Below are 22919 nucleotides of genomic sequence, written 5' to 3'. Positions count from 1 at the left end.
GGCTACTCGATCAGCATGGCCTGCCCGCTGCGCGGGCTACTCGATCAGCATGAACGGGGCGCCTCCTCGGAAGAGACGCTGGCATTCATGCTGGTCGAGTAGCCCCGGAGGGGAGTATCGAGACCCGCGTCCGCCGGAGGGCGGGTTGTGCAGACCCGACTCCTCACGGTGGTGGATCTCGATACGCCCGCTGCGCGGGCTACTCGATCAGCAGGGAGGGGACGCCTCCGCGGAAGAGGCGCTGGCATTCATGCTGGTCGAGTAGCCCCGCAGGGGCGTATCGAGACCCGCGTCCGCCGGAGGGCGGGTCTGCAGACCCGACTGCTGACGGTGGTGGATCTCGATACGCCCGCTTCGCGGGCTACTCGATCAGCATGTTCTGGCCGCTGCGTCAGTCGTCGATGAAGCCGGGGACGTGGGCCAGGGTGGCGATCGTGCGGGCGCGGCCCCACTCGACGTGGGCGTGGGCGACGGAGACGGCGAGCGGGGCGTCGCCGGCGGCGATCGCCCCCGCGAGCCGCACGTGCTCGTCGTGGCGGACGCCCGGCTCGGCCTGGATGTTCGCGATGTTGAGGCGGTTGCTGCGCTCGTCGAGGGGCTGCATCGTGGTGATCAGGAGCCGGTTGCCTGCGATCGCCTCGATCGCGCCGTGGATCCGGCCGCTCTCGGAGTGGAAGCGCGCGAGATCCCCGGAGGCGAGGGCGGCACTGGCGTCGGCGACGACGGCGGTCAGGGCCGAGGCGTCGGCACCGCGGGCCACCGCCTCCGCGGCCTTGCGGGCGACGAGCGGCTCGAGCGCCGAGCGGATGTCGTAGAGCTCGTCCACGTCGCGCCGCCTGACGATCGAGACGACCGCCGTGCTGCGCGGGCGCACGGTGACCAGCCCGGCCAGCTCGAGCCAGGGCAGGGCCTCGCGGATCGGGACGCGCGAGACGGCGAGCTCGGTCGCGAGATCGCGCTCGCGGATCGGCTCGCCCGCCGGCAGCCGACCGTCGAGGATCCGCGCGCGCAGCTCCTCGTACACCCGCTGCGACATCGTCTGCGCGGGACTCTTCGTCGGCATCGGCGCTCCTGTCGGTCTACCCGTTCCCGGTCCTCGAAGGGTAGCGGGCGGCGGAGGACGGACCTGGCGACCCTTGTAACGCCGTCTTCATCTGCCTGAAACATCGCGGCGCCGGATCGGACCTACCGTGATCGACGTGCCTCGGTATACCGAGCGCCTCTCTCGCCACTCCGCCGGAAGGACCCGCCCCATGAGCACCGTCACGAATCCGCCCCCCGCCACGACGATGGGCGACCGCATCGAGGCCGCCTACTCGCGCATCGGAGTGACGAGCGCGCACCTGGGCATCGTCGCGATGATCCTCTTCGGCGTCTTCTTCGACGCGATCGAGCAGAACACGGTCGGCGTCGCCGGCCCGATCCTCGCCGCCGACTGGGGGCTCGCCGGCGCGCAGATCGGCCTGCTCAACACGGCGACCTTCACCGCGGTCGCGCTCGGCCGCGTCCTCGCCGGCGTGGTGATGGACCGGATCGGGCGGCGCACCCTCCTCGGCGCGAACCTGATGATCTTCGCGGTCGGTTCGCTGCTCTGCGCCTTCGCGCCCAGCTACGAGATCCTGGTCGCCGCGCGCTTCCTGGTCGGCCTCGGTCTCGGCGGCGAGATCGCGACGGCCGTCATCATGCTCGCCGAGTTCTTCTCGGCCAAGCACCGCGGCACGGCCGTGGGCCTGATCAACGTCGCGGCCGCCGGTCTCGGCAACATGCTCGCCCCGCTCTTCGGCGTCATCGTCTTCTCGGTCTTCACCGGCGACGACCGCTGGCGCTGGCTCTTCGGGATCCTGGTGATCCCCGCCCTCGCGGTCGTGGTCTACCGGCGCGCGCTGCCCGAGACTCCCCGCTACTTGGCCGCCCGCGGCCGCGTCGCCGAGGCGAACGCCGTGATCAACCGGCTCGCCCAGGGCCGGCTGCACCGTCCGATCGAGAACGAGGTCGACTACCTCGGCGGCGCCGCGGATCAGCCCGTCACCGCCGCGGTCACCCCGCGCTGGACCGAGCTCTTCGGCCGCCGCCACCGCCGGACCACGATCGCCCTGGGCGTCGCCGTCTGCATGTCCTACGCCGCGCAGATCTCGATGCTCACGCTCATCCCGCTGATCCTCACCTCCCGCGGCTTCGACATCACCAGTGCGCTCTGGTATACCCTCGTGATGCAGTCGGGCTCCCTGGTCGGAGCGCTGGTCGCGGCCCTCGCCGCCCGCCGGCTGCCGCGCAAGCTCACGCTCACGGTCGCGGCCCTGCTCGGGATCGGCGCCGGGCTCGGCTTCGGCTTCCTCGGCACCACGGTCGCCCTGGTGCTCGTCTTCGGCTTCCTCTTCAACTTCTCGGTGATCGTGCTCAACACCACCATCTGGCTGTTCGCCCCGGAGCAGTACCCCACGCGGATCCGCGGTCTCGGCACCTCGGTGATCCTCGCGCTCGGCTCGCTCTCCGGCGGGCTGTTCCCCCTCCTCGCCGGCGCCGTCCTCGACGCCTCGGGGGTCGGCGGGATGTTCGCCCTCCTCGCCGGGCTGTTCGCGATCTGCGCGATCGCCGTGCAGTTCCCGCGCGAGACCGTCGGGCGCCCGATGGCGGAGGACTGAGCGTGCGCCGCACGATCGTCGTCGTGAATCCGAACACCTCGGTCGCGACCACCCGGCTCCTGGTGGCCGTCGCCCGCGACGCGGTGCGCGGCGAGGACGTCGAGATCGTGGGGGAGACGGCGGCCGAGGGGCCGTCGATCATCACCACCCCGGCCGCACTCGAGGCCGCGGCGGAGCACGTGGTGACCGCGGCTCGACGCGCCGTGCTGCTGCACGCACCCGACGCGATCGTCGTCGCCGCGTTCGGCGACCCGGGTGCCGCCCGAGCGGCCGAGGCCACGGGCCTGCCGGTCGTCGGGATCGGCGCGGCGGCGGTGCGCGCCGCGAGTGCGGAGGGCCGGCGGTTCGCCATCGCGACGACGACGGGCCGGCTCGAGCCGGTGCTCCGGGCGCTGGTCGCGGAGTCGGGCGGCCTCGACGCCTACGCGGGCTGCTTCCTCACGGAGTCGCCGGCCGAGGAGCTCGACGACCCGGAGCGGCTGCTCCGCGAGCTGCACGCCGCGGTGCTGCGGGCGCAGGCGGTGGGAGCCGAAGCGGTGATCATCGGGGGCGGTCCGCTCAGCGCGGCCGCCGAGCGGTTGGCCGAGGAGTTCGCCGGCGTGCTGCCGATCGTCGAGCCGATCCGCGCGGCGGTGGCCGAGGCGCTCGCCGCGACGGTGCGGGTCGAGGCGCTGCCGGCCTGAGGTCGCTCCTCCGGGAACGACGAAGGCGCGGGAGTCCGGGACTCCCGCGCCTGAGCGTGGTGGTGGGGTGCGCTCAGGGAGCGACGCGGTCGGGCGCGACGCGGCCCGCGAGCATCGCCTCGAGCGCGGCGTCGTCCCGGCGGGTGCGACTGCGGCCGAGCGCGACATCGGCCACGAGGACCGCGACCAGGGCGAGGCCGAGCGCGAGGATCCAGATCAGTCCGCCGTCCCAGGGCAGACCGGCCCAGGTCAGTGCGACCCAGACGACGGCGGCGACGACGCCGCCGAGCGCCGGGATCAGGACCGACCCGTGCAGATGCCGGTGCGGCAGCCCGTACCGGGCGGCGAGGCCCAGGAGGATCCCGCCGAGCGTGACGAAGAGGAGCTCCACGACGTGACCGTGCGGGAGGGGCTAGGCGACGAAGCCGACGCGGCGCGACTCCTCGGAGCCGACCTCGACGAAGGCGATGGTCTCGGTGGGGACGATGTAGATCTTGCCCTTCTCGTCGCGCAGGCGGAGGACCTTGGCGCCCGCCTCGAGCGCGGTGGTCACCGTCTTCTCGACCTCGGCCACGGACAGCGAGGACTCGAAGTTGAGCTCGCGCGGGGTGTTGACGATTCCGATACGGATTTCCACCAGCAGTGCCTTTCGGGAGGGGACGTGGCTGTCAGGATACGGGACCGCGCGGCGCGGCCGACGCCGGTTTCGCGCTGAGCGGACCCGGCCCGGGAGGGGCCGCCCGAGGGCGCGCGGCAGTGTCGGCGGTCTTCGTTAGCGTGGTCGCGTGAGCGCTCCTCGAACCCCGGCACCCGCCTCCGACGAGGCTCCCGCCCGCGACGGCTCGGCAGGCGAGGGGCTCGTCCTCGACGCGTCGCAGCGCGCCGTCCTCGCCCTGCCGGACGGCCGCAGCGCCGCGGTGCTCGGCGCCCCGGGCTCGGGGAAGACGAGCACGATCGTCGAGCTCGTCGCGGAGCGCGTGCTCGAGCGCGGCTACGAGCCGGAGTCGATCGCCGTGCTCGCCGCCAGCCGCACGGCCGCGACGGCACTGCGCGACGTGCTCGCGCTGCGGCTCGGCGTCCCGACGCGGGGGCCGCTGGCGCGGACCGCCACCTCGCTGGCCTTCGAGGCGGTGACCGCCGCCGCCAAGGAGCTCGGGATCGACCGGCCGACTCTCCTCACCGGTGGCGAGCAGGACGTCATCCTCTCCGAGCTGCTCGAGGGGCACCTCGAGGAGGGCACCGGGCCGCGCTGGCCCGACGAGTTCAGCCCCGAGGTGCTGCGGTTGCGCACCTTCCGCACCGAGCTGCGCGAGTTCGGGATGCGGGCCACCGAGCACGGCCTCGACACCGCCGCGATCCGCCGGCTGGCCGTGGACGCGGACCGCGGCGAGTGGTCGGCCGCCGCCGCCGTGCTCGAGGAGTTCCGCGACGTCGTCGACTGGATGGCCCCGCAGGCGGGGACGAAGCTCGACGCCGCCGAGTTCGCGGCCTTCGCGGCGGAGACGATCCGCGACGGAGGCGGGGGCGAGCGGATCCGGGCGCTCCGCCTCGTCGTCGTCGACGACATGCAGGAGGCGAGCGAGTCGACGGTCGTGCTGCTGCGCGCCCTCGCCGCGCGCGGCGTCACCGTGCTCGCGTTCGGCGACCCGGACGTCGCGACGAGCGCCTACCGCGGCGCCGCCTCCGACACCCTCGGCCGCTTCGGCCCGGCGATCGGCGTGCGCGACGCCGAGACGCTGGTCCTCGGCCGCGTGCACCGGCACGGGGCGGCCCTGCGCGCGCTCGTCTCCGCGGCGACGCAGCGGATCGGCACGGCCGCGGCCGGTCGGCAGCGCGCCGCCGAGGCCCCCGCCGACGAGGAGGGGGCGCCCGCCCCGCTGCTGGTGCTGCACGCTCCGACGGCGGCGCGCGAGGCGGCGACGGTGGCGCGACTGCTGCGCGAGCGGCGGCTCCGGGACGACGTGCCGTGGCGCCGGATGGCCGTCGTCGTCCGCTCCGGCGCGGCCGTGCAGCCGCTGCTGAAGGCGCTCGCCGTCGCCGAGGTGCCCACGCGCTCCGTGCTGGCCGGCCGCGCCCTGCGCGACGACCACGCAGCCCGGTCGCTGCTCGTGCTGATCGGCGTCGCGGTCGGCGAGCGGCCGCTGGACGCGGAGCTGGCGGCCGAGCTGCTGCTGGGTCCGTTCGGCGGGGTCGACCGGCTCGGCCTGCGCCGGCTGCGGCTCGCTCTGCGCGCGGAGGAGCTCGCAGGCGGGGGCATCCGCGCGAGCGATCCGCTGCTGGTGGAGGCTCTGGAGGCACCGGGCCGCTTCGCCACGATCGACTCCGGTCCGGCGCGCCAGGCCGAGCGCCTCGCCGTCACGATCGACCGGGTCCGCCGGCTGCACGCCGAGCAGGGCTCGATCGAGGAGCTGCTCTGGTCGGCCTGGGAGTCGAGCCGCGTCGCCTCGTCCTGGCGCGAGCTGGCGCTCGGCACCGGTCTCACCGCGGCCGAGGCGAACCGCAACCTCGACGGCGTCGTCGCGCTCTTCAGCGCGGCGCGGCGCTTCGTGGAGCGGGCGCCCGGCCACTCGGCCATCGGCTTCGTCACCGAGATCCTCGAGGCGGAGGTGCCGGAGGACACCCTGGCGCCGCGCTCGGTCGAGGACGCGGTGCTGATCGGCACCCCGTCCTCCGTCGTCGGTCTCGAGTTCGACGTGGTCGTGGTCGCGCGGCTCCAGGACGGCGTCTGGCCCAACCTGCGTCAGCGCGGCTCGCTGCTCGACCCGGACGGGCTGATCCGGCACGCGCGCGGCGAGGGCGACCTCCCGCTCGACGGCCGGAAGGCCACCCTCGACGACGAGCTGCGGATGTTCGCGCTCGCCGCCTCCCGGGCCCGGCGCCAGCTCGTGCTCAGCGCCGTCGCGGGCGAGGACGAGACGCCGTCCCTCTTCTTCCGGCTCACGCCGCCCGACGCCCCGCGCCTCGACGCGGCGTCGGCCGTGCCGCTGACCTTGCGCGGCGCGGTCGCGGGCCTGCGCCGCACGGCGACGTCGCCGAACTCGGCCGAGTCGCCGGCCGCGATCCGCGGGCTGCGCGCGCTCACGCTGGCCGAGGTGCCGGGCGCCGACCCCGCCTCCTGGTACGGCGTCCTCGAGCCCTCCACCACCGAGCCGCTCTTCGACCTCGACGATCCGGAGCGGCCGGTCTCGGTCTCGCCCAGCCGGCTGGAGGCGTTCGAGCGCTCGCCGCTCGACTGGTTCGTCGACGCCGTGTCGGGCTCGACCACGAGCACGGCGATGGGGGTCGGCACCCTCGTGCACTGGGTGCTCGAGAACGCGGCGAGCACCGAGCCCGAGGCGCTGTGGACCGAGCTGGAGTCGCGCTGGCCCGAGCTGGTCTTCGAGTCGCCCTGGCTCGGCGAGCGGCAGCTGCGGGTGACCCGGCGCCTGGTCGAGGGCCTCGCCGCCTACCTCGCCGACTTCGAGCGCGGGGGAGGGGCGGTGCTCGGGCGTGAGCAGCAGTTCGAGATCGACGTGCCGCCCGCCCGGATCCGCGGCTCGATCGACCGGGTCGAGCGCGCGCCGGACGGCTCCGTCGTCATCGTCGACCTCAAGACCGGCCGGAGCACGCCGCGCCAGGCCGACATCGCCGAGCACGCGCAGCTCGGCAGCTACCAGCTCGCGGTCGCCAGCGGCGCGATCGAGGCGGCCGGCGCGGACGAGGGCGGCGGCGCGAAGCTGCTCTTCGTCGCGAAGGGCGTCCGCGGGTCGCTCTACCGAGAGGTCGTCCAGCCCCGCTTCGGCGAGGAGGAGCTCGAGGCGCTGCGCGAGCGGGTCCGGGCCGCCGCGCGGGGGATGGCGTCGGCGGGCTTCTCGGGGCTGCTCGACGCGGTCCCCTTCTCTCCGGGCGATGCGCTGCGGTACCGGATCCACGCGGTGCCGGAGGTCTCGGGGGACGGACGGCTGACGCTCGACGAGATCGAGACGGACGAGGAGGAGACCGCGGCGCCCGAGGACTCCTCCCCGGACGCCGCCGACCCCGACCCCGCCGCCGACCCCGACCCCGCCGCCGACCCCGACCCGGTCGCCGACCCCGCTCCCGACCCCGCCGCGACCCCCGAGGAGGGACCCCGCCCGTGATCGACGCCCTGACCATCGCGGAGGCCCTCGACCTGCGCCCGCCCACCGTCGAGCAGCGCGCCGTCATCGAGGCGCCGCTCGCCCCGGCCCTCGTCGTCGCGGGCGCCGGCAGCGGCAAGACCGAGACGATGGCCAACCGCGTGCTCTGGCTGCTCGCCAACGGGCTCGCCGCGCCGTCCGAGGTGCTCGGCCTCACCTTCACCCGCAAGGCCGCCGCCGAGCTCGGCGAGCGGATCGGCCGCCGGATCGACCAGCTCGGGGCCGCGGGCCTGCTGCCGCTGCGCGAGGGCCAGACCGAGCCCGATCCGTTCGAGGCCGCCACCGTCTCCACCTACAACGCCTTCGCGAACACGATCTTCCGCGACAACGCAGCGCTGATCGGCCGGGAGGGCGACGCGACCGTCCTCTCGGAGGCGTCCGCCTGGCACCTCGCGCGCGGCGTCGTCGCCGACACCGCCGACTTGCGCATCCTCGAGGTCGAGGCGAGCATCGACCGCCTCACCGACCTCACCGTCGCGCTCGCCCACGACCTGGCCGACAACCTCGCCGACCCGGCCGAGGTGGCCGGCTTCGCGGAGGACTTCCTCCGCCTCGGCGAGCTGCCCCGCGGCTCCAGCGGCTCGGGTCTCTACCGCGAGCTCGAGAAGGCGCTGCAGGCCGTCGGCGCGCTGCCGGTGCTGACGGCGCTCGCCGAGCGGTTCCAGGAGGCGAAGGCGGAGCGCGGCTTCGTCGAGTTCTCGGACCAGGTGGCGCTGGCGCTGCGGATCATCGAGCGCGTGCCGCGCGTCGTCGACGAGCACCGCGCCCGCTACCGGGTCGTGCTGCTCGACGAGTACCAGGACACCTCGGTGCTGCAGACCCGCCTGCTCGCCCGGCTCTTCGCCGAGCAGGGCGTGATGGCCGTGGGCGACCCGCACCAGTCGATCTACGGCTGGCGCGGCGCGAGCGCGGAGGGCCTCGGCCGCTTCGCCCTCGACTTCGGCTCCGCGGCGCGCTTCTCGCTGTCCACCAGCTGGCGGAACGGGCACGGGGTGCTCGCGGCCGCGAACGCCGTCGTCGCGCCGCTCACCGCGGGGAGCGCCGTGCCGGTCGACCGCCTCGCCGCCGGTCCGGGCGCCTCCGACCACGCCGTCGAGCTCACCTTCCCCGAGACGATCGAGGACGAGGCCGACGACGTCGCGCGCTGGTTCGCCGGCCGCCTCGCCGAGAGCGCCGAGCGCGGGGAGGCGCCGCCGTCGGCCGCGGCGCTCTTCCGCGTCCGCGCGCACATGGACCGCTTCGCCGCCGCGCTCTCGCGGCACGGCGTCCGGTACCACATCCTCGGCATCGGCGGCCTGCTGCGGCAGCCCGAGATCGCCGACCTCGTCGCCGCGCTGACCGTGGTGGAGGACCCGGCGGCGGGCAGCGAGCTGGTCCGCCTCCTGGCCGGCGCGCGCTGGCGCCTCGGCGTCCGCGACCTGCGCGCGCTCCGCGATCTCGCCTCCTGGCTCGCCTCGCGCGACCACGCGCACCGGCTGCTGCCCGAGGAGGTGCGCGAGCGGATGCGCGCCTCGGTCACCGAGGGCGAGGGCGGCTCGATCATCGAGGCCCTCGACTTCATCGCCTCGCGGCGGCCCGGCGAGGACGGCCGGATCGACCACTCCGCCCTGTCCTCGTTCAGCGACGAGGGCCTGCTCCGCCTGCACGACGCCGGCACGCTCTTCGCGGGGCTGCGCGCCCGGGCCGGCCTCGACCTGCTCGACTTCGTCACCCTGGTGGAGCAGGAGCTCGGCCTCGACATCGAGGTGGAGGCCAACGAGTCGCGCAGCGACGGCCGCGCCAACCTCGAGGCGTTCCGCGAGGCGGTGTCCGGCTACCTGCAGACCGACGACCGCGGCGCGGGCACCGGCTCGTCGCTCCGCGGCTTCCTCCGCTGGCTCGTGCTGGCGGACAAGCGCGACGGCCTCGCCCCCCGGCCCGAGGACCCGGAGCCCGGCACCGTGCAGCTGCTCACGATCCACGGCTCGAAGGGCCTGGAGTGGGACCTGGTCGCCGTGCCGCGGATGGTCGACGGCGAGCTGCCCGGCACGCCGGTCGAGGGCTTCCGCGGCTGGGTGCGCTTAGGCGCGATGCCCTACGCCTTCCGCGGCGACGCCGCCGAGCTGCCGGATCTCGCGTGGCGCGGCTGCGCGACGCAGAAGGAGGTCGTCGACGCGATCGCCGACTTCGGCGACACCCTGCGCGAGCGCAACGAGTCCGAGGAGCGCCGGCTCGCCTACGTCGCCGTCACTCGGGCCCGCCACCACCTGCTGCTCAGCGGCTCCTGGTGGGCGGGGCAGGCGAAGCCGCGCGGGCCGGGGGTCTTCCTCCGCGACCTCGCCGAGGCGAGAACCCTGCCGGAGCTGCCGGTCGAGCCCTCGAACCTCGAGAACCCGCTCGAGCAGGCGCCGCGCACCTTCCACTGGCCGCACGACCCGCTCGGCGCCCGCGGCGACCGGGTGCGCGCGGCGGCCGAGCGGGTCCGCATCGCCGAGCCCGCGCTGCTGGGCGCCCGGGGCGCGGACATCCGCCTGCTGCTCGCCGAGCGCGCCGTGCGCCTCGCGGGCGGCGAGCGCGTCGGCCTGCCGACCCGCATCCCGGCCTCGCGGTTCAAGGACATCGTCAGCACGCCGGCCGAGGTCGTCGCGCAGCTGCGGCGGCCGATGCCCGAGCGCCCGTACCGGCAGACCCGGCTCGGCACGACCTTCCACTCCTGGGTCGAGAACCGCTTCGGCATCCAGGGCGAGGCGGAGGCGGTCGACACCTTCCCCGACGAGCTCGACGACGGCGGGGCGGCAGCGGAGAGCGCCGAGGGCGAGCAGCTGGCCCGGCTGATCGACACCTTCGAGCACTCGGAGTGGGCCGACCGCCGGCCGGAGGCGGTCGAGATCGAGATCCACCTCCAGCTGGCCGGGCACGTCGTCGTCTGCAAGCTCGACGCGGTCTACCGGACGGACGAGGGCTTCCAGATCGTGGACTGGAAGACCGGCCGCGCCCCGAAGGACGCGGCCGATCTCGAGCTCAAGCAGTTCCAGCTCGCGCTGTACCGGCTCGCCTACTCGCGCTGGAAGGGCGTGCCGCTCGAGAGCGTCGACGCGGTGTTCTACTTCGTCGCCGACGACCTCGTGCTGCGACCCGAGCGCTTCTACTCGGAGCGCGAGCTCTCGGAGTCGCTCTCCTCGGCGACGGGGGCGAGCCCGCGGCCGTGAGCGGAGGAGCCGGTCCGCGCGCCGGGCGTGCGGTTCAGCAGCTCCTCGACCTCGGAGACCTCGAGCACCGGTCCGGTGTCGGTGGACAGCGGCGCGGACAGGTCGCCGAGGACGCTGTCGACGAGGAGGTCGAGCATCCCGACCGCGTCGTCGACGATCGCCGAGTCCTCGGTCTCGGTGCCGTGCAGCAGCCAGCGCGCGAGCTCGAGCTCGGCGTAGAGCTGGGCGCGCTGGCGGATCGTGCGGTCGACCGCGCCGGCGCGCATCCGCGAGTACGCGGCGAACGCCGTGCCGGCCCCCGGGGCGCTGAGCAGCCAGTGCAGATCGCGGGCCGGGTCGCCCACCCGCAGCGCCGCCCAGCCGAGCACGGCACTGACGGTGTCGCCGGAGCGGAGGAAGGAGTCGGAGGTCATCGAGCCGTTCACGACCGTCGGGTCGAACTGCCAGAGCGCCTCGTCGGAGGAGGCCGACTCCCAGCGCGCGACGAGCGCGGCGGGCACGTGGCCCGTGTCTGCGGCGCGCTCGATGACGGCCACCGACTCGTTGACGCTGTCGCGGGCCGAGGCGACGGGCAGCCCCGCCTCCTGGACGAACGACGCGGGCAGCGAGTGGATCGCCCCGATCGCGCGCCCGACCGAGTCCGCGAGTCCGCTGGAGGCCTCGACGTCGTCGATCAGCACGCGGTCGCCCTCGAGGTACTCGTAGACGACGCCGCGGGTGCCGTCGAACGGCGTCTGCCCGATGCTCTCCTGCAGATCGAACGGCAGGCGGCTGCGGATGCCGGCGGTCAGCGCGCGCAGGGCGACGAGGTCGCCGAGCTGCTCCTGCTCGGCCAGCGGCGACGTCGGCACGCGCACCACCAGGCGGGCGCCGTCGCGCGTGGTCAGCAGAGCGGAGTCGAAGTCCCCGTGCGTGGAGTGCGTGAATGCGCGCGCGGTCCGGACGTCGAGGCCCTCGACGGCCGAAGTGGCCAGCGCGGCTAGAGTGAGATGGGATCTGGCCATGCTCACCAGGGTAGGTCGCCGGGCGCCCGACCGGCCGGTCGCCACGCGCTGACCAGCCGATGCCGTCGAGGGGCCGCACTCCTCCCGGCCGCCGCCCGGCCCGCCATCTCCTCGGCCCCGCACCGGCCGTCCCCCCGGCACCGCTTCGAAATGAGCCCGCATGATCCCGTCCTTCTCCGATCGCCTCCCGCTCGCCCGTCAGGCGGTCGACCGGGACTACCTCGCCCGCGCGCGCCCCGAGCTCTTCGACGAGCTCGACGCCGATGCGGCGACCCGGGTCGTCCTCCTGCGCGGCGACCGCGCACTGGTCGACGGCGAGCGCCTCGCCCTGCGCCCCGCGGCTGATGTGCCGGCCGGCGCCCTCCGCCTCTACCTCGGCCGCACCACCGTCGACGCCGAGGGCGAGCCCGCGGGCACCCCCGTCGTCGCCGCCGTGCTCACGGACGAGCAGGCGAGCGCCCTCGAGCCTGACGACTCCGCCTGGGGCGCCCTGCGCACCCTCGCCGAGCACCTCAGCGACCGCGACGCCGGCCTCTTCACCGAGGCGCTCGCGATGGTCAACTGGCACGCCTCGCACGGCTTCTCGCCGCGCAACGGCGAGGCCACCGTGATCGAGCAGGGCGGCTGGGTCCGCCGCTCGCCCGCCGACGGCAGCCAGGTCTTCCCGCGCACCGACCCGGCGATCATCGTCTGCGTCCTCGACGCCGACGACCGCCTGCTGCTCGGCTCGAACGCGATGTGGGGCACCGGCCGCTTCTCGCTGCTGGCCGGCTTCGTCGAGCCGGGGGAGTCGCTCGAGGCGGCCGTCGTCCGCGAGATCTTCGAGGAGTCCGGGATGCGCGTCGTCGACCCGCAGTACCTCGGCTCGCAGCCCTGGCCGTTCCCCGCCTCGCTGATGATCGGCTTCACCGCGCGCCTCGCCGACGACCAGGCCCCCGCCGACCTCCTCCCGGACGGCGAGGAGATCGTCGCCCTGCGCTGGTTCACCCGCCAGCAGCTGCACGACTCGCTCGAGTCGGTGCTGCTGCCCGGCCGCTCGTCGATCGCCCGCGCGATGATCGAGGACTGGTACGGGGGAGCGCTCGAGAACGGCCCCATCGTCGCGTGACCCTGCTCGACGGACTCGACGAGGGTCAGCGCGAGGCGGCGGAGGCGCTGCTCGGCCCGGTCTGCGTGCTGGCCGGCGCCGGCACCGGCAAGACGCGGACCATCACCCACCGGATCGCGCACGGCGTCGCGACCGGCGTGTACACGCCGGCCCGCGTGATGGCGCTCACCTTCACCAGCCGCTCGGCCGCCGAGCTGCGCTCCCGGCTGCGCGTGCTGGGGGCGGGCGGCGTCATGGCCCGGACGTTCCACGCCGCCGCGCTCTCGCAGCTCGGCTTCTTCTGGCCGCAGCTCGTCGGCGGCACGATGCCGCAGCTGCTCGACGGCAAGGCGCGGCTGCTCGGCCACGCGGCGGAGCGCCTCCGGCTGAAGCTGGACACCGCGACCCTGCGCGACCTCTCGGCCGAGATCGAGTGGCGGAAGGTGTCCGCCCTCTCGCTCGAGCAGTACGCCGTCGCCGCGCGGACCCGGGCTCTGCCGGGCCGGCTGACCCTCGAGCAGACCGTCGCGATGGTCGACGAGTACGAGGGGCTGAAGGACCAGCGCCGCCAGATCGACTTCGAGGACGTCCTCCTCGTCACCGCGGGCATGCTCGAGTCCGAGCCGGCGATGGCGATGCAGGTGCGGGAGCAGTACCGCTTCTTCGTCGTCGACGAGTACCAGGACGTCAACCCGCTCCAGCAGCGGCTGCTCGAGCTCTGGCTCGGCGACCGCAGCGACCTCTGCGTGGTCGGCGACGCGAGCCAGACCATCTACTCCTTCGCCGGCGCCCGCGCCGACTACCTGCTCGACTTCGGCTCGCGCTGGCCGGCCGCGACGGTCGTCCGGCTCGAGGAGAACTACCGCTCGGCACCGCCGATCGTGCAGACCGCGAACCGGCTGATGCGCGGCCGGCCCGGCGCGCTGGTGCTGCACTCGGTCGCGAGCGCCCCGGCCGCAGTGGAGAGCCCTGAGCCCGCGATCGACGCCTACCCCGACGACGTCGCGGAGGCCAGGGGAGTGGCGGCCCGCGTCGCCGCCGACATCGAGGCGGGCGTGCGCCCCTCCGCCATTGCCATCCTCTTCCGCACCAACTCGCAGTCGGCGATCCTCGAGCGCGCGCTGCACGAGCGCGGCGTCGCGGCGCACCTGCGCGGCGGCAAGCGCTTCTTCGACCTGCCCGAGGTGAAGCAGGCGGTGATGCAGCTGCGCGCGGCGTCGGTCTCCATCTCCGGCGAGCCGCTGTTCAAGTCGGTCAGCGATGTCCTGCGCTCGCTCGGCTGGAGCGCCGAGCCGCCGTCGGCGCCGGGTGCCGTGCGCGAGCGCTGGGAGTCGCTGGACACGCTCGCCCGGCTCGTCGACGAGGCGCCCGCCGGCTGGAGCTTCAAGCAGTTCACCGACGACCTCCTCGCCCGCCAGCAGGTGCACCACGAGCCGGACCGCGCGGCCGTCACGCTGGCCACCTTCCACTCCGCCAAGGGTCTCGAGTGGGAGTCGGTGCACCTGATGGGGCTGACCGAGGGCCTGCTGCCGATCTCCTACGCGAGCGGCCTCGAGGCGATCGACGAGGAGCGCCGGCTGCTCTACGTCGGCATCACCCGCGCGCGGCAGCGCCTGCGGCTCTCCTGGTCGCAGTCGACCGTCGGCCGGGTCACGCGGCGGGAGCCGTCGCGCTTCCTCGCAGAGATCGGCACGCGCACTCGCGGTGCGGCTCCAGCCGGCGCTCGCTGAACGCGCCGGAGGCGTCGGAGTAGGTGCGGACGACCGCGCGGAGCCCGGTCCAGCCGGCGTGCAGGCGCCGGAGCGCGGCGTCGGCCGCCGCGACCGCGATCGCGGCGCTCGAGAGCGCGGTGCGGGTGGACGCGGTCGCGCCGAGCACCTGGATCACCAGCCGCGGCCAGTCCGGGTCGAGGTCGATCCGGTCGCGGTAGTCGCAGTGCAGGCAGGGTCCGGCGCCGGGCTCGACGAGCGGGCCGATGCGCACGGCCTCGTCACCGAAGACCACCGACAGGTGCGGGACATCGCTCGAGAGCCAGTGCGCGGCGCGCGCCGGGGCGACCGCGAAGTCCGCGACGAGCACCGCGAGCTCCGGCAGCGCGTCGTCGCCGACGAGCTCGCAGCCCTCGCCGCGGAGCAGGCCGCGCAGGGTGTCCGCCGCCGAGCCGACGCCCTCGACGACGACCCTCGGGGCCGGCGGCGGGCCCGGATCGATCCTGCGCACGAGCACGGGACGCAGCTCCGCGAGCAGCTCGTCCACGCGCGCGTCCGAGGCGCCGGCGCGCGTCGCGATCAGCCGCGCCGTGCCCGCGCTCGTCCCGATCCGCAGGGCGTGCAGCAGCAGCTCCTCGGCGTAGCCGACGCCCTCGAGCACCACCTGCGGGTGGTCGAGCCCGATCTGCATCGCGGTCGCGGAGCGCCAGAGGAGGGGGAAGCGGGGATCGAGCCGGAGGACCATCGGGAGATCATGGCCGAGAGCGGCCGGGCGCCGCGGGAGTTGTCCACAGGTCGTGGACGCCTCCCGCGCCGGGGTCAGACCGGGCGGTCGCCGGTGGGCGGGGTGCTGTCGTCGTCCGGGCGGCCGCCGTCGGGCGCGTCGCCCTCCGGCGCCGCGGGCGTCGTGCCGTTCAGCAGCTCCTCGAGCGCGCGGTCCATCTCGTCGGGCTCCGGGGTCTCGCCGCGGGCCTCGGCGCTCAGACGCGCGACGAGGGCCGATGGGTCGTCGAGATCGTCCGAGCCGGGGAGGACGTCGGGGTGCGACCAGAGCGCATCGCGCGCCTCCGGTCCCACCGCGTCGGTCACGGCCTGCCACATCGCGGCGGCCTCGCGGAGGCGGCGCGGCCGCAGCTCCAGGCCGACGAGCGTGGCGAAGGCCGACTCGGCCGGGCCGCCCGACGCACGACGGCGGCGGACGGTCTCGGCGATGGCGCCGGCGCTGGGCAGACGGGTGGTCGCCGCAGCGGTGACGACGTCGACCCAGCCCTCGATCAGCGCGAGCATCGTCTCGAGGCGGCCGTGCGCGGCGAGCTGCTCCTCGGTCTTCGGCGGGATCAGCGCGCCGGAGGTCATCGCGTCGCGCAGCTCCTCGGGGTTCGACGGGTCGAAGTTCTCGGCCAGCTCCTCGAGGCGGGTGGTGTCGATCGTGATGCCGCGGGCGAAGTCGGTGATCTGCGAGATCAGGGCGAGGCGGACCCACTTGCCGTGCCGGAAGAGCCGCGCGTGGGCGAGCTCGCGCACCGCGAGGTAGATCTGCACCTGATCGATCGGGATGTCGAGGCCCTCGCCGAACGCGGCGACGTTCTGCGGCAGGATCGCCGCGTCGTTCTCCTCGAGCAGCGGGATGCCGATGTCGCCGCCCGAGACGACCTCGGAGGCGAGCTGGCCGACGACCTGGCCGAGCTGGAGGGCGAAGAGGGTGCCGCCGATGCCGCGCATCATGTCCTCGGCGCCGGCGATCATCGCCTTCATCTCCTCCGGGGCCTGGTCGCGCATCACTCCGGTGAGCGCGTCGGAGATGCTGAGCGCGACCGGCTCGGCGAGCTGCGTCCAGACCGGCATGGTGAGCGCGATCCACTCGAGCCGGCTGATCGTGCGCGGTGGGCGGCTCAGCTCGGAGACATAGGCGACCTCGTCGAGCCAGAGCGCCGCGACGCCGAAGGCGCCGTCGAGCGGCGCGCGGACGGCGTCGGTGACCGGCACGGACTCGGCGCGCGCCAGCTGCTTGGCCTGCTCGAGCGCGAGCGACCAGTTGATCCCGCCGCCCGACTGCTGCATCGCGCTCTGCAGCTGCGAGAGCAGGTTCTGCAGCGCGACCGGATCGTTGGGCAGCCCGGCGGCGCCCGCGAGCTGGCTCGGGTCGATCGGGCCGTTCCCCGAGAGGAACTGCCGGAGCATGTCGCGGAACTCGTCCTCGGAGCCGCCGCCCGGTCGGTCCGCGTTGTCGCCTTCGGCCATTCGGAGAGCCCTCTCTCGTCGCGTGGAGCCGGCCTCAGCACACCCGGTTCGGGCGACGGATCGTGACACGACTCCCAGTCGTGCAAGCTACGTTAGCCCGAGCGTCCGGGGCCACGACGTGAAGTCGACCGCCCGGCCCCGACCCGCTTCCGCCCGCCGCGAACACGCCGGCGCCGCCGCCCCGCACGTCCCCAGAGAGGCCCCCGCTTGCTGTTCTCCGTCGACCCGCGCCCCTCCTCCCCGCGCGGCCGGCGCGCCTGGGTCGGGCCCGCGGTCCTCTTCTCCGGCGTCGCGCTCGTCGTGGGTCTCGGCGTCACTCCGGCCCCGTACGTGATCGAGCAGCCGGGCCCCGTCTTCGACACCCTCGGCACGAGCGGCGAGGACGTGCCGCTGATCTCCATCCCGGATGAGACGACCTATCCCACCGAGGGCACGCTCGACATGCTGACCGTCTCGGTGGTCGGCAACCCGCAGAGTCTCCCGACCTGGATCGAGGTCGCCACCGCGTGGTTCGACCGCACCAAGGCCGTCGTTCCTGTCGCGCAGATCTTCCCGCCGTCCTCCACGGTCGAGGAGCGCGACCAGGCGAACCAGGCCGAGATGACCGACTCGCAGCAGGAGGCGATCGCCGCGGCGCTGACCGAGCTCGGCTACCCGGTCGGCCAGCGCGTCTCGGTCGTGCAGATCCCGGACGACTCGCCCGCCGCGGGCACGCTGGAGACCGGCGACGAGATCGTCGCCGTGGCGGGGGAACCGGTCGCTGACGTCACAGCCCTCCGCGCCGCCGTGCAGGCCTCGGGCACGCAGCAGCCGGTCACCCTCACCGTCGAGCGGGGCGGCGCCGAGCAGGACGTGCAGGTCACCCCGGTCGTCAACGACGGAGCGGCCGTGATCGGCATCGTCGCCGGGGCCGCCTTCGACTTCCCGTTCGAGGTCGACATCCAGCTGGACGACGTCGGCGGGCCGAGCGCCGGAATGATGTTCGCGCTCGGGATCATCGACAAGCTCACCGAGGGCGCGCTCAACGGCGGCGCGTCCGTCGCCGGCACCGGCACCATCGACGCCGCGGGCGAGGTCGGCGCCATCGGCGGCATCCGGCAGAAGATGTTCGGCGCGGTCGACGCCGGAGCGCAGTACTTCCTCGCGCCCGCCGGCAACTGCAACGAGGTCGTCGGCCACGTGCCCGACGGCCTCCAGGTCTTCAGCGTCGCGACCCTCGACGACTCGCTCGCCGCCCTCGAGGGCGTCGCCGCGGGCGACACGGACGCCCTGCCGACCTGCGACGGCGCGACCCCGATCGACTGACGGCGGGCGGGTCTCGATACGCCCCTGCGGGGCTACTCGACCAGCATGTGTGCCCTGCGTCGCGTCCCCTTCATGCTGATCGAGTAGCCCGCGCAGCGGGCGTATCGAGATCCACCACCGTGAGAACAGGAGTCTGCAGACCCGCCCTGCTGAGGACGGCGGGTCTCGATACGCCCCTGCGGGGCTACTCGACCAGCATGTGTGCCCTGCGTCGCGTCCCCTTCATGCTGATCGAGTAGCCCGCGGAGCGGGCGTATCGAGATCCGCCAGCGTCAGCACCTGAGTCTGCAGACCCGCCCTGCTGATGACGTCGGGTCTCGATACGCCCCTGCGGGGCTACTCGACCAGCATGTGTGCCCTGCGTCGCGTCCCCTTCATGCTGATCGAGTAGCCCGCGGAGCGGGTGTATCGAGATCCACCGGCGCAAGGAGCGACGGCCGCCGGACCGCCTGTCCGCTCAGGGCGGAGCCGCCGGCCCGCTCCCTGAGGGCGACGCTCAGGTCCCCCCGGCGGTCGTCGCCTACCATGGGGAGCCTCCCGTCACATCTCTACAGCAAGAGGCTTATCCGTGAGTTCTGCAGCAACCGAAGCCCCCCCGCGCAAGAGACGGAGCGTTCTCGCCGTCACGGTCGTGGTGGTCGCCGTGCTGGTGGTGGCGTTCTTCGTCTTCGCCGGTCTCTACACCGACATCCTCTGGTACGACCAGCTCGGGTTCCTCTCGGTGCTGACGACGCAGTGGTTCGCCGCGGGCGGGCTCTTCGTCATCGGCTTCGTCGCCATGGCCGTCCCCGTCTTCGTGAGCCTGACGCTCGCCTACCGGCTCCGGCCGGTCTACGCGAAGCTGAACTCGCAGATCGACCGCTACCAGCAGGTCGTCGAGCCGCTGCGCCGCCTCGCGACCTTCGGCATCCCGTCCGTGCTCGGCCTCTTCGCCGGCGTCTCCTCCTCCACCCGCTGGCAGACGAGCCTGACCTTCTGGAACCGCACGCCCTCCGGCGACACGGACCCGCTGTTCGGCCTGGACACGTCCTTCTACCTCTTCGAGCTGCCCTTCTACCAGAGCATCGTCGGCTTCGCCTCGGCCGTCCTCATCATCTCGGCGCTCGCCACCCTGGCCACCGGCTACCTCTACGGCGCGATCCGGATCAACGGCCGCGAGGTGCGGATCTCGAAGTCCTCGCGGATCCAGCTCGCGATCATCGCGGCGCTCTACCTGCTCGTGCAGGCGGTCAGCCTCTGGCTCGACCAGTACGCGACCCTCAGCCGCCAGGGCGCCCGCATCACCGGAGCGACCTACGCCTCCGTCAACGCGACGATCCCCGGCCTGCAGATCCTCGCCGCGATCTCCGCGCTGATCGCCGTCCTCTTCATCATCACGGCCTTCATCGGCCGCTGGCGCCTGCCCGTCATCGGCACGGCGCTCCTCATCGTCGCGAGCCTGCTCGTCGGCTCGCTCTACCCGTGGGTCGTGCAGAAGTTCCAGGTCGAGCCGAACGAGCGCACGCTCGAGCAGCCGTACATCCAGGACAACATCGACATGACGCGGCAGGCCTACGGCGTCTCGGACGTCCAGGTCATCCCCTACGACGCGACGACCGACGCCGAGCCGGGCGCGCTGCGCTCCGATGCGGAGACCACGGCGAACATCCGCATCCTCGACCCGGCCGTCGTGACCGACGCCTTCTCGCAGCTGCAGCAGTTCCGCCAGTACTACTCGTTCGGCGACCAGCAGAACGCGCTCGACGTCGACCGGTACTCGATCGACGGCTCGACGCAGGACGCCGTGGTCGGCGTCCGCGAGCTGAACCTCAACGGCCTCGGCACCAATCAGACCTGGTACAACCAGACCCTCGTCTACACCCACGGCTACGGCCTGGTCGCCGCCTACGGCAACCAGCGCTCGGCCGACGGCGAGCCCGTCTTCATCGAGTCCGGCGTCCCGACGACCGGCGACCTCGGCGACTACGAGCCGCGGATCTACTTCGGCGAGAACTCGCCCGGCTACTCGATCGTCGGCGGCACCGGCGACCGCAACATCGAGCTCGACTACCCGTCGGGCACCGAGGGCGAGCAGCAGACCTACACGACCTTCGACGGCGAGGGCGGACCCTCGCTCGACAACGTCTTCAAGAAGCTCGTCTACGCGATCAAGTTCCAGTCCGAGCAGATCTTCCTCTCGGACGGCGTCAACGACCAGTCGCAGATCCTCTACGACCGCGACCCGGTGCAGCGCGTCCAGAAGGTCGCTCCGTACCTGACGCTCGACTCGGACGCCTACCCGACCGTCGTCGACGGCCGCGTCGTCTGGGTGGTCGACGGCTACACCACCTCCGCGGACTACCCGTACTCGGAGGTGCAGAGCCTCTCGCAGGCGATCGCCGACACGAACACCCAGCAGCAGTTCCCGACCGACGACGTGAACTACATCCGCAACTCGGTCAAGGCGACGGTCGACGCCTACGACGGCAGCGTCACGCTCTACGCCTGGGACACCGAGGACCCGATCCTGCAGACCTGGCAGAAGATCTTCCCGAGCACCGTCGAGCCGATCAGCGCGATGTCGGCCGAGCTGCTCAGCCACGTCCGCTACCCGGAGGACCTCTTCAAGGTGCAGCGCGCCGTGCTCGGCACCTACCACGTCACCGATGCGGGCTCCTTCTACTCCCGCGAGGCCGCCTGGTCGACGCCGAACGACCCGACCTCCGGCGGCGCGAGCGCCGCGGCGGTCGGCGGCGGGGACACCCTGCAGCCGCCGTACTACCTGACGCTGCAGACGCCCGACGTCGAGACGCCGTCCTACTCGCTGTACTCCACGTACATCCCGGCGAGCACACCCGGCAGCGCCGCGAGCCGCAACGTGCTCACCGGCTACCTGGTCGCCGACTCGGACGCAGGGTCGACGGAGGGCGCGGTGGCCGACGGCTACGGCACGCTCCGCCTGCTCGAGCTGCCGAGCGACGACACGGTCCCCGGGCCCGGGCAGGTGCAGAACGCGTTCAACACCGATCCGACGGTCGCGAACCAGCTCGCGCTGCTGCAGCGCGGCGACACCACCGTGACCCGCGGCAACCTGCTCACCCTGCCGGTCGGCGGCGGTCTGCTCTACGTGCAGCCGATCTACGTCAGCTCGAACGGCGACACGAGCTTCCCGCTCCTGCAGAAAGTCCTCGTCGCGTTCGGTGACGACATCGCCTTCGAGGACACCCTCGACGCCGCCCTCGACAGCCTCTTCGGCGGCGACTCGGGAGCGGACGCGGGTGACACCGGCACGGTGGTCACACCGACCCCGACGCCGACCGACACCGCGGACCCGGGGACCGGCGACACCGGGACCGGCGACACGGGCACGGGCACCCCGACGGGCGACCAGACCGAGCTGCAGGCCGCGCTGAGCGACGCGAGCACCGCTCTCGCCGCCCGCGAGACGGCACTGCGCGCCGGCGACCTGACCGCGTTCGCGGCGGCCGACGAGCAGCTCACCGAGGCGCTCCAGCGGGCGCTGACGGCAGAGGGGCAGCAGTAGGCCGATGGTCCAGGTCGATCGTGGCGAGCACCTGCGTGCAGGGGAGTGGCTCGATCCGAACCGGGAGTACTGGGAGGGGCGTGCCGGCGACGGCGCGCCCCTCCGGGCGTTCGGGGCGGCGGTGCCTGTCGGTGCGCGGGTCCTGCACCTGCAGTGCTCGACCGGAGCAGGTGCGCTGCTGCTCGCCGAGCGGGGGGACGAGGTCATCGGCGTCGACTTCTCGATGCCGGCGGTCCGGCTGGCCCGCGAGGACGCGCGCGAGCGCGGACTCGACGGCCGCTCCCGCTTCATCTGCGCCAACGTCTACGAGCTGCGGCACATGCTGCCCGAGCCCGACGCCTTCGAGGCCGTCGTGACGACCCTGGACGCGGTCGCGTGGCTCCCCGATCTCGAGGAGTGGGCGCGGATCGTCGAGTGGTTCACGGCTCCCGGCGGCGTGGCCGTCGTCGGGGCTCAGGCGCGGCCGCGGGTCGTCGACGCCGCGGTCTTCACCTGGGAGGGCACCGCGGACGACGTCGCGGAGGCGCTTCGGGCGACCGGTCTCGAGGTCGCCGCGGGCACTGCGAACGGCGTCGCGTGGACCGCGACGAAGCCCGCCTGAGCCGTCGAGAGCGACCCCGCCCGTCCTGACCCGCCCCTCGATTTGCATCGCTCCGGATCCCCGTGTAGTGTCTCTTCTTGTGCCGCGGGGTGGAGCAGTTCGGTAGCTCGCTGGGCTCATAACCCAGAGGTCGTAGGTTCAAATCCTGCCCCCGCAACAAGAAGACGGAAGCCGGTCGCGAAAGCGGCCGGCTTCCGTCGTTAACGCGAGCTTGAGCGGCGCTACGAAGCGGCGTCGATGACGCTCAGCACGTTGCCGGACGGGTCGCGGAACCAGGCGATCGTCGGCCCGCGCCCGCGCATCACGCCGTTCTCGTCGGTCGGCATCTCGCTGTCCGAGTAGATCTTCGTGACGACCCCCGAGTCGTTGAGCGCCGCGACCGCCGCCTCGACGTCCTCGACTGCGAAGTTCAGGATCGTGAACTCCGCCGGCACGTGACTCGGCTTCGGGTAGGCGATGGCGCTCCCGCCGCCGGGCAGGGCGATGTCGAGGATCCCCATCGCGTTGACCGACACCTCGAGCCCGAGGACGTCGCCGTAGAACGCGCGCGCCGCCTCGACGTCCCGCACGCTGAACCCGCTGAAGGCCCGCTCGCTCCGGATCATGACCACTCCTGTCCGCGCAGCGCCGTCGCCGCGTCCTGCGCGCGACGCTACTCCGCCGATGCGCGGACCACGAGGAGCACGTTGCTTTGCGACCGCGACTGCGACTGCGGCTACATGCTGGTCGAGTAGCCCGCAGGGGCGTATCGAGACCCACCGTCCCCAGCAGGGCGGGTC

At 73.6% G+C, this 22919-nt stretch carries 16 protein-coding genes and 1 tRNA gene; 10 read left to right on the top strand and 7 right to left on the bottom strand.

The genetic code is table 11. From position 1 onward, the window contains the following. Positions 1 to 391: 391 nt before the first annotated feature. Entirely contained in the window at positions 392 to 1063 is a 672-nt protein-coding gene (locus HQQ86_RS08655; protein WP_173287735.1) for a GntR family transcriptional regulator, read from the bottom strand. Positions 1064 to 1253: 190 nt separating this feature from the next. On the opposite strand from HQQ86_RS08655, the gene HQQ86_RS08650 reads away from it, so the two are divergent. After that, complete coding sequence (locus HQQ86_RS08650) at positions 1254 to 2642, top strand: MFS transporter (protein WP_254071980.1); 1389 nt, start codon at positions 1254 to 1256, stop codon at positions 2640 to 2642. Positions 2643 to 2644: 2 nt separating this feature from the next. Beyond that, a complete protein-coding gene (locus HQQ86_RS08645; protein WP_173287734.1) occupies positions 2645 to 3325 on the top strand; it encodes an aspartate/glutamate racemase family protein in 681 nt (226 codons plus the stop codon). Positions 3326 to 3398: 73 nt separating this feature from the next. Here the strand turns inward: HQQ86_RS08645 and HQQ86_RS08640 are convergent, their stop codons facing one another. After that, positions 3399 to 3716, bottom strand: coding sequence for a hypothetical protein (locus HQQ86_RS08640; protein ID WP_173287733.1), 318 nt, complete (start codon positions 3714 to 3716; stop codon positions 3399 to 3401). Positions 3717 to 3737: 21 nt separating this feature from the next. Beyond that, a complete protein-coding gene (locus HQQ86_RS08635) occupies positions 3738 to 3962 on the bottom strand; it encodes a DUF3107 domain-containing protein (protein WP_123447586.1) in 225 nt (74 codons plus the stop codon). 148 nt (positions 3963 to 4110) lie between these two features. Between HQQ86_RS08635 and HQQ86_RS21995 the strand changes: the two genes are divergently transcribed. Continuing rightward, on the top strand, positions 4111 to 7443 hold the full coding sequence (locus HQQ86_RS21995; protein ID WP_367948598.1) for a PD-(D/E)XK nuclease family protein: 3333 nt from the start codon (positions 4111 to 4113) through the stop codon (positions 7441 to 7443). Continuing rightward, the gene (locus HQQ86_RS08625) at positions 7440 to 10670 is read left to right on the top strand and encodes a UvrD-helicase domain-containing protein (RefSeq protein ID WP_173287732.1); all 3231 of its coding nucleotides are present in this window, start codon (positions 7440 to 7442) and stop codon (positions 10668 to 10670) included. Before HQQ86_RS21995 ends, HQQ86_RS08625 begins: the two co-directional genes overlap by 4 nt. Here HQQ86_RS08625 and HQQ86_RS08620 read toward each other — a convergent pair. Then, complete coding sequence (locus HQQ86_RS08620) at positions 10607 to 11674, bottom strand: phosphotransferase (protein ID WP_173287731.1); 1068 nt, start codon at positions 11672 to 11674, stop codon at positions 10607 to 10609. The two genes, HQQ86_RS08625 and HQQ86_RS08620, sit on opposite strands and share 64 nt — an antisense overlap. 160 nt (positions 11675 to 11834) lie before the next feature. On the opposite strand from HQQ86_RS08620, the gene nudC reads away from it, so the two are divergent. Both nudC and HQQ86_RS08610 read left to right on the top strand, forming a co-directional pair. After that, entirely contained in the window at positions 11835 to 12782 is a 948-nt protein-coding gene (nudC, locus tag HQQ86_RS08615; RefSeq protein ID WP_173287730.1) for an NAD(+) diphosphatase, read from the top strand. Continuing rightward, complete coding sequence (locus HQQ86_RS08610; RefSeq protein WP_173287729.1) at positions 12779 to 14491, top strand: ATP-dependent helicase; 1713 nt, start codon at positions 12779 to 12781, stop codon at positions 14489 to 14491. The genes nudC and HQQ86_RS08610 overlap by 4 nt, the downstream gene beginning before the upstream one ends. On the opposite strand, the gene HQQ86_RS08605 is transcribed toward HQQ86_RS08610, so the two are convergent. Continuing rightward, positions 14412 to 15215: a hypothetical protein gene (locus HQQ86_RS08605; RefSeq protein WP_173287728.1), complete on the bottom strand. Its 804-nt coding sequence runs from the start codon at positions 15213 to 15215 to the stop codon at positions 14412 to 14414. The two genes, HQQ86_RS08610 and HQQ86_RS08605, sit on opposite strands and share 80 nt — an antisense overlap. 74 nt (positions 15216 to 15289) lie before the next feature. Then, positions 15290 to 16711, bottom strand: a complete 1422-nt coding sequence (locus HQQ86_RS08600) for a zinc-dependent metalloprotease (RefSeq protein WP_173287727.1) — start codon at positions 16709 to 16711, stop codon at positions 15290 to 15292. A 207-nt stretch (positions 16712 to 16918) separates the two neighbouring features. On the opposite strand from HQQ86_RS08600, the gene HQQ86_RS08595 reads away from it, so the two are divergent. The 4 genes from HQQ86_RS08595 to HQQ86_RS08580 all read left to right on the top strand — a co-directional run bounded on the left by HQQ86_RS08595 (position 16919) and on the right by HQQ86_RS08580 (position 22297). Next, a complete protein-coding gene (locus HQQ86_RS08595) occupies positions 16919 to 18016 on the top strand; it encodes a PDZ domain-containing protein (protein ID WP_173287726.1) in 1098 nt (365 codons plus the stop codon). Between the two features lie 568 nt (positions 18017 to 18584). Continuing rightward, the gene (locus tag HQQ86_RS08590) at positions 18585 to 21539 is read left to right on the top strand and encodes a UPF0182 family protein (protein ID WP_367948597.1); all 2955 of its coding nucleotides are present in this window, start codon (positions 18585 to 18587) and stop codon (positions 21537 to 21539) included. Between the two features lie 4 nt (positions 21540 to 21543). Then, on the top strand, positions 21544 to 22140 hold the full coding sequence (locus tag HQQ86_RS08585; protein WP_173287725.1) for a class I SAM-dependent methyltransferase: 597 nt from the start codon (positions 21544 to 21546) through the stop codon (positions 22138 to 22140). Positions 22141 to 22223: 83 nt separating this feature from the next. Next, positions 22224 to 22297 (top strand) — tRNA-Met (locus HQQ86_RS08580). Positions 22298 to 22361: 64 nt separating this feature from the next. Here HQQ86_RS08580 and HQQ86_RS08575 read toward each other — a convergent pair. Next, a complete protein-coding gene (locus HQQ86_RS08575) occupies positions 22362 to 22745 on the bottom strand; it encodes a VOC family protein (protein ID WP_173287724.1) in 384 nt (127 codons plus the stop codon). Between the last annotated feature and the right edge of the window lie 174 nt (positions 22746 to 22919).

Source organism: Rathayibacter sp. VKM Ac-2857 (assembly GCF_013205025.1).
GTDB lineage: Bacteria > Actinomycetota > Actinomycetes > Actinomycetales > Microbacteriaceae > Rathayibacter.
This window is presented reverse-complemented; position numbering and strand designations above follow the sequence as displayed.

Coding starts and splice junctions, on each gene's coding strand:
- HQQ86_RS08655 (WP_173287735.1), bottom strand. CDS start 1,063: ATGCCGACGAAGAGTCCCGCGCAGACGATGTCGCAGCGGGTGTACGAG.
- HQQ86_RS08650 (WP_254071980.1), top strand. CDS start 1,254: ATGAGCACCGTCACGAATCCGCCCCCCGCCACGACGATGGGCGACCGC.
- HQQ86_RS08620 (WP_173287731.1), bottom strand. CDS start 11,674: ATGGCCAGATCCCATCTCACTCTAGCCGCGCTGGCCACTTCGGCCGTC.
- nudC (WP_173287730.1), top strand. CDS start 11,835: ATGATCCCGTCCTTCTCCGATCGCCTCCCGCTCGCCCGTCAGGCGGTC.
- HQQ86_RS08605 (WP_173287728.1), bottom strand. CDS start 15,215: ATGGTCCTCCGGCTCGATCCCCGCTTCCCCCTCCTCTGGCGCTCCGCG.
- HQQ86_RS08600 (WP_173287727.1), bottom strand. CDS start 16,711: ATGGCCGAAGGCGACAACGCGGACCGACCGGGCGGCGGCTCCGAGGAC.
- HQQ86_RS08585 (WP_173287725.1), top strand. CDS start 21,544: ATGGTCCAGGTCGATCGTGGCGAGCACCTGCGTGCAGGGGAGTGGCTC.
- HQQ86_RS08575 (WP_173287724.1), bottom strand. CDS start 22,745: ATGATCCGGAGCGAGCGGGCCTTCAGCGGGTTCAGCGTGCGGGACGTC.